The sequence below is a fragment of the Vicinamibacteria bacterium genome (assembly GCA_035620555.1).
Taxonomy (GTDB): domain Bacteria; phylum Acidobacteriota; class Vicinamibacteria; order Marinacidobacterales; family SMYC01; genus DASPGQ01.
Window position 1 is genome coordinate 1 of the sequence record DASPGQ010000773.1, and the last position, 6,467, is coordinate 6,467.

Consider the following 6,467-nt stretch of genomic DNA (forward strand, 5'->3'; position numbering starts at 1 on the left):
GCTCGGTGTTCTTGCAGATGGGGGACGAGAACGCGCACATCACGCGGGCGCTCTTGGACGAGGTCTTTGGAGCGGCCAACTTCGTCTCCGAGGTGGTTTTCTACAAGACCTCAGGCAAGGGCGCTGCTGGATTGGACTCAGTGTTCGACCGCCTCCTGTGGTACGCGAAAGACAAGTCGTCTCTGAAGTACCGACAGCTTTACATGGCGCGTCCGCCGCACACGCTGCAGGAACAGTACACGCTGGTGGAACTGCCCGACGGTTCCGTTCGACGCATCACAGATGAAGAGAAATTGGGCACTGCACCGCTACCGGATAGCGCGCGGCGCTTTATGCCTGATCAGATCTCCTCGCAAGGCGAGACCGAAGAGGGCTCGCAGCCATTCGAGTTCGAGGGGGTCAAGTATTCTCTCCCCCCGAACACGCACTGGAAGACCGGCCTTGAAGGGCGCAAGCGGCTTGCGGCGAAGGGGCGGCTGTACCCCATCGGGAAGCGGCTACGCTACAAGCGGTACGCCGACGACTTTCCGCTGGCTCCCTACACCAACATCTGGGACGACACTGTGATCAGCGGCTTCGGCGCTGCGAAGCTATATGCGGTACAGACGTCTCCAAAGGTCGTCGAGCGGTGCATCCTGATGACCACCGACCCGAGCGACCTTGTCTTCGACCCCACTTGTGGCTCCGGAACGACTGCGGCCTGCGCTGAGCTAGCGGGTCGGCGCTGGATCACGTGCGACACGTCGCGCGTTGCGGTGAACGTAGCGAGACAGCGGTTGGTGTCGGGGGTACTTCCTCACTACCAAACCCGCAATGGCAAGGTGTCCGGGAACTTTCTGTACCGGACCGTTCCGCACATCACGCTCAAGAGCCTCGCCTACGACCTCGAGCCCGAGAAGGTCGAGCTGGTCGACCAGCCCGAGGTGGACAGAGATGCCCTCCGCGTCTGCGGCCCCCTTGAGGTGATGTCCCTCGGCCGCTACTCCGTAGAGGACTGGAAGGGCTACGTGGTCCGCGAGTCGGGCATCGGCGAGGCGGCGAAGCTCGAGAACTACATCGAAGTGATCTGCCGCCTCTATCGCAAGGACTCGGCCATCCAGGGTGCAACCGGACTCGTGCATGCGGTGGCGGAAACCGAGAAGGAGAAGATCGCGATCTCGGTCGGGCCGGTCTCGGGCCGCGTCACCGCGAAGCAAATCCACGACGCTGTTCAGGATGCGATGGCCTCGGGCATCCTCGAGGTGCACGTGCTGGGCTGGGCCTTTGAGGCGAACGTCGGCGAGGTGAAGTCGGCCCTTGAGAAGCGCGGCAAAATCAAGGTTGAGCTGATCATGATCCGGCCCGACACACTGGCCGAGGGGATCAAAGCGACCCAGCCCGAAATGCTGTTCTCGCCCCTGGCTCTACCGGACATCGAGGTCCAAACGAAGAAGAACGGCAAGAAAGACCAAGAGGTGCGCGTCCGATTGAAAGGGGTGGCCCTGTTTGACCGAAAGCGTCGCACCACTGAGTACTATGATGCCGATTCTGGTTACGTTTCGGCCTGGTATCTCGACGAAGACTACGACGGCGACTGCTTCGTCGACTGCCAGATGTTCTTCGATTTCAAGAGAAAGCCGGCGACGTCCACGCTCGGCCTCGACGTGGATGATGAGGAGTTCGAGCTCAAGCTCAATTCGGCGCCTTTCCCGCTGCGAGGCTACAAGCGGATCGCGGTCAAGGTCGTGGACGTGTACGGCAACGAATCCACCGTCGTCCAGGACCTCGGGTAGAGGCGCGCGATGGCCTACATCGTCGATCGCGTCGTTGTCTGCGACGCCTATCGGGAGCCCGATCGGCACTACCAGCTTCTCCCGGGCGGAAGGTCGAAGCTGGCGGAAGGACGGCGCCCTTCGATGCGCTTCCTCGCCTCGGCGAAGGACGCCAAGGGTGGGATCGCGGGAGTCGTCGGCAAGGAGGCTGGGCTCTTCGACGACCTTTCGGCCTCGGCGGCCGAGCCGAACGAGTTCGTCAACCAGCTCCGAGAGGACATTCGTGCTTGGCGAGAGGCGGGCTACCCTGGTACGGCAGTGGTCACCGGGCGGCTCCTTGAGTGGTGGTTTGAGCGCGACGATGAACGCATCGCCACGGGCAGACGCTTCTTCTTTTGCCAGCAGGAGGCGGTCGAGACGCTGATCTATCTGTACGAGCTCCAGAATCGCCGCCGCATGCCCGAGACCGGCGACCTCCTACGCTATGCACTGAAGCTCGCCACCGGCACCGGCAAGACCGTGGTCATGGCGATGCTCGTCGTCTGGTCCACGCTGCACAAGCGCAAGGTCAGCGGTTCGTCACTGTCGGCGAATTTCCTCGTACTCGTCCCCAACCTGACCGTGCGAGATCGCGTGAGCGGTTTGCCCCGCGGTGACGGCCTCGACGTCGCGGGAGAGCACAACCTCTACGACGCGTTTGAGATGGTCCCGCCGGAGTACCGCGAGGAGTTCCACCCGAACGTCCTCGTGAAGAACTGGCAGGCGATCCCGGTCGAGGCCAAGCGCGACGACTGGATCGGCGAGGGGGACGTGCCACTCGAGGAAGGGCGCTTCATCCCCCAGGCTGTGCTTCGCGCCATGCGCCGCCGTGCGCGACAGGACCCGAACGCGCCAATCCGGCGCCTACTCAGGGGCTGGCGCGACGTCGTCGTGATCAACGACGAGGCCCACCACGTGTACGGCGAGAAACGGACCAGGAAAAGCGAGGAGCCGGCTTACATCAAGTGGAGCCACATCCTGGAACGCGTCTCGAAGGCGGCGCGTTTGAGCCTAGTTGTGGACCTCTCCGCCACGCCCTGGTACGGCTCGGGTTCACCCAAGAACGAGGGCACACTCTTCGAATGGATGGTTTCGGACTTCTCGGTCTACGACGCCTTCGAGTCCGGACTGGTCAAGGTTGTGCGCCTGCCGGACCCCGACGAACGCGGACGGATCTACATCGACCTCTGGAACGACGTGAAGGGAGCGAAGACCAAGGAGGAGTATCTGCGGGCCTGTAAGGGAGCCGTGGCGAGCATCTACTCGTCGTGGAAGCAGGACTTCGCAGACTGGGAATCGATCTTCGAGACTATGCGCCAGGGCCCGAGCCCAGTGCTCCTGTGCGTCACGAACGACGCGACTCGCGCCAAGTGGCTGTTCGAGCACCTCTCGCGCGAGTACGACCTGCTGCGCAACCCCGATGACGACGACCGATCGAAATGGGTGACCTTGCAGATCGACTCGAAGGTCTTCGACGCCGAGAAAGGCAAGGAAGCAGAGCTGCGCGAGATCGTCAACACCGTGGGTTCCAAGGGCAAGCCCGGTGAGCGCGTACGTTGCATCGTGAGCGTGAACATGCTCTCCGAAGGCTGGGACGTGAAGAGCGTGACGCACATCCTGGGACTCCGTGCCTTCGGTTCACCGCTCCTGACCGAGCAGATCGTCGGCCGGGGGCTGCGCCGCACAAGCTACGACGTACTCAACCAGCCGCTCGATGAGCGTCCGGAAGGCTACGAAGAGACCGTCGATGCCTTCGGCATCCCGTTTTTCGGCTTCCCGGTGCAGAAGCGCAAGCGGCCGAAGGCGGGCGATTGGAGTCACAAGCCGGTCTGGATCGAGCCCGACCCGAAGAAGGCGAAACACCGGGTGCGGGTGCCGAACGTCCGCTCCTGGGCGGTTGGCGTGACGGAGCCCTTGGCCGACCTGATCCAGGTGGAGGGTCTCCCCGAGATCGAACTCGACCCGAAGCACACGCCGCCGAACGTGCACGTAAAGCCCGTTGTTGGTGGCCAGCCCGAGGAAGTGATGAGTCTCGAGACCTTCCGCGCCGAGTGGCCGGTGCTCAAGACCGCCTTCCTGATGGCGCGGGAGTTGTTCGACGCGACCAACCCGGGGAGCGCCTCTGAACTCGGCATCGGCCCGACCTTCGACGAACTCCTCGAGGTGACCCGGCGGTATCTCGACACCCGGGTCCGCACGAAAGGAGACTCCGACCCCCGCGACATCGGCATCTACTACTGGCGGAGTCAGGCTCTAGACGTGCTCGAAAACGCGATCCGAGGCACTGGCGTTGGCAAGACCGCCGCCGTGCCCATCTTCGGCAGCCCTGAATGGCTCGACACGGCCTACCTGCGCCGCTTCCAGTGGACGGGGCTCGTGGCAGACGGGAAGCGTTGCCACACGAACAAGGCACCCTGCCACACCGACCTCGAGAAACAGTTCGCGGACTTCCTAGACAAGGCCCGTGATGTGGATCGCTGGTTCAAGAACGAGCGCTTCGGCTTCTCCGTCACGTACTACGAGGGAAACCGACCGCGGCAGTACTACCCCGACTTCTTGATCGCGGCCAGTGATGCCGAGGGCCGCGACGGCATGTGGGTCGTCGAGACGAAGGGTGAGATTCGACCCAACACGAAGCTCAAGAGCGAGGCGGCTGAACTGTGGTGTCAGCGAATGAGCACCACGACCTACGGGGCATGGCGTTACCTCTTTGTTCAGCAAAGAAAGTTCGAGGCGGCTGTTGCCTCCGGTGTGAAAACGCTGACGGGTCTGGTGGAGGCACTTGTGCTCCCTCGTCCGAAGCCGCAACTGGAGCTGGTTCCACTCGACGACGTACGTGTGGAGCGCGAGAAGTTCAAGACGCTGTTGCCGCTGTACAGCTTGCGGGCGGCCGCGGGCTACTTCGGTAACGGCGAGGACGTCGAGCTTGAGGGATGGGTCGAGGCGGACGGTATCGGTAAGCTCGACGAACGGATGTTCGTAGCAAGAACGGTCGGCCGATCGATGGAGCCGGCGATTCGAAACGGGGACTTCGCGGTCTTCCGGGCCAAACCAGCAGGGACGCGAAACGGCAAGATCGTCCTCGCCCAGTATCAGGGTCCGGCTGATCCGGAGACCGGTGGGTCGTTTACAGTAAAGCGCTACCGATCCGAAAAGAAGCACGAGTCAACGGGTTGGCGTCACAAGACGGTTGTGTTGGCGCCTGAGAATCCCGACTTTGTGCCAATCGTTCTCAATCCCGCCGATGAGCAAGACTTCCAGATCATCGCGGAGTTCATCACTGTTCTGCGGCCGTCGTGATGCCATGGACGCCGAGATACTCGAGTCCAAAAAGGTAGGTCCCTTGAAGCCGACGGTACCCCGCCAGCGATTTGAAATGGCCGATTTGACGACGATTTCGACCTATCGCTCGGTTGCGAAGCGCTGTTTCGAGCACCGAGTTGTCGTCCGAGGACCCGAAAAGGGGAAATCGAGTTCGGGTCAGGGGCGCTATTGAGTACGATACACACGGCGGGTGTCTCGGCGATGCGGAGCCGACCAAGATCCCGAAGGCCGAGACCCCCCTCAAACCGAAACAGAGAGGCAAAGATGGCGGCCTCTGACGAGAAGGAGACTTTGGCCGATAGGTTGTCCCGAGCGCTCTCTTGGTACTCCGGTGAGCTACCTGCAACACAGGAGAGTGTCATTGGAGACTTGGTCTATCTGTACGCACGTTCCAGGACGTTCTGCCGATTAATCGACGAACTCCTGGCGACGGATCTCAAGGAAGACTCGCGGGACAAACTAGCGGAGCAGCTCTGGAGGCTTTCAGCCGAGGTCGATAGTATCGACGGAACCTGTCGCGATCTAAGGAAGACTTTCAACCAAGTGATCGAAAAGGGCTACAGAACGCCTTGAAGATGTTGGGGCACGTGGGAAGCCGCCAGCGACTTGGAATGCCCGATTTGATGACGATAGTAGCCCGCCGGGCAACCCGTGCACGATCCGTCTCGAATGGGATCCGGTGCCGGGTGCCCACGAGTACACGATCTACCGCTACGTGTTCCCGGGCGGGATCTTCTTCTACCCGACCCAAGTGCAACCGGCATCGGCCGGGACGACCTATGTCGAGGCGGGCGATCTCGACCCGAACTCGTTCGAGCAGACGGACCCGCCAACACTGACGCCCGTCGACCCGAACGAGGACTGCCCGACGAGACACGAGTGGAACAACGGGTACTTCCCGTGGGGAAGCGAGGACAAGAGTTGCGATACCTTCTTCCTGCAGGCGTTCTATGTGACGGCGCGAGGCTCGGACGACGGCATCACGGCCTCGGGTGGGGAATCGCCGCGGTCGGAGATCATCTTCTGGAACTGTAGCGCATCTCCGGGCTACGCGAAGCGCGGGTCACCGCGAGAGCTCGAGTGGATCGCGGATGCCGGAGCAGGGGAGCCGACGTGCGAGGTCGAGGCGGAGTCGACCGCGGATCCCGCGGCGGTCTGCGACACCGGGGAGTCCTGGGCGTCCGCCTCAATGCCGCCCGCGTCGGCCGACGACCGCTGGCGCCCCGCGACCTCGCCCCTGCTGTTCCTCGGCACCGAGGTTTCCCCGAGCTTCAGCGTGTTCAACATGCACGTCGATCACCTGGGCTCGACCCGTCTCGTCACCGACCTGAGCGGCGAGACGATCAGCGAGCA

The 6,467-nt window shown here is 62.5% G+C and carries 4 protein-coding genes; all 4 read left to right on the top strand.

Features of this window, described 5'->3' with window-relative positions; genetic code table 11:
* A partial coding sequence (locus VEK15_31275; protein HXV65218.1) for a site-specific DNA-methyltransferase occupies positions 1-1,772 on the top strand: 1,772 nt, incomplete at its 5' end.
* Between the two features lie 9 nt (positions 1,773-1,781).
* Positions 1,782-5,090, top strand: a complete 3,309-nt coding sequence (locus tag VEK15_31280) for a DEAD/DEAH box helicase family protein (GenBank protein ID HXV65219.1) — start codon at positions 1,782-1,784, stop codon at positions 5,088-5,090.
* Between the two features lie 288 nt (positions 5,091-5,378).
* Positions 5,379-5,687 (top strand): hypothetical protein, encoded by a 309-nt coding sequence (locus VEK15_31285; GenBank protein ID HXV65220.1) that lies wholly within the window; start codon positions 5,379-5,381, stop codon positions 5,685-5,687.
* Positions 5,688-5,793: 106 nt separating this feature from the next.
* Positions 5,794-6,467 (top strand): hypothetical protein (locus VEK15_31290; GenBank protein ID HXV65221.1); only part of this gene is annotated, 674 nt, incomplete at its 3' end.

Coding starts and splice junctions, on each gene's coding strand:
- VEK15_31280 (HXV65219.1), top strand. CDS start 1,782: ATGGCCTACATCGTCGATCGCGTCGTTGTCTGCGACGCCTATCGGGAG.
- VEK15_31285 (HXV65220.1), top strand. CDS start 5,379: ATGGCGGCCTCTGACGAGAAGGAGACTTTGGCCGATAGGTTGTCCCGA.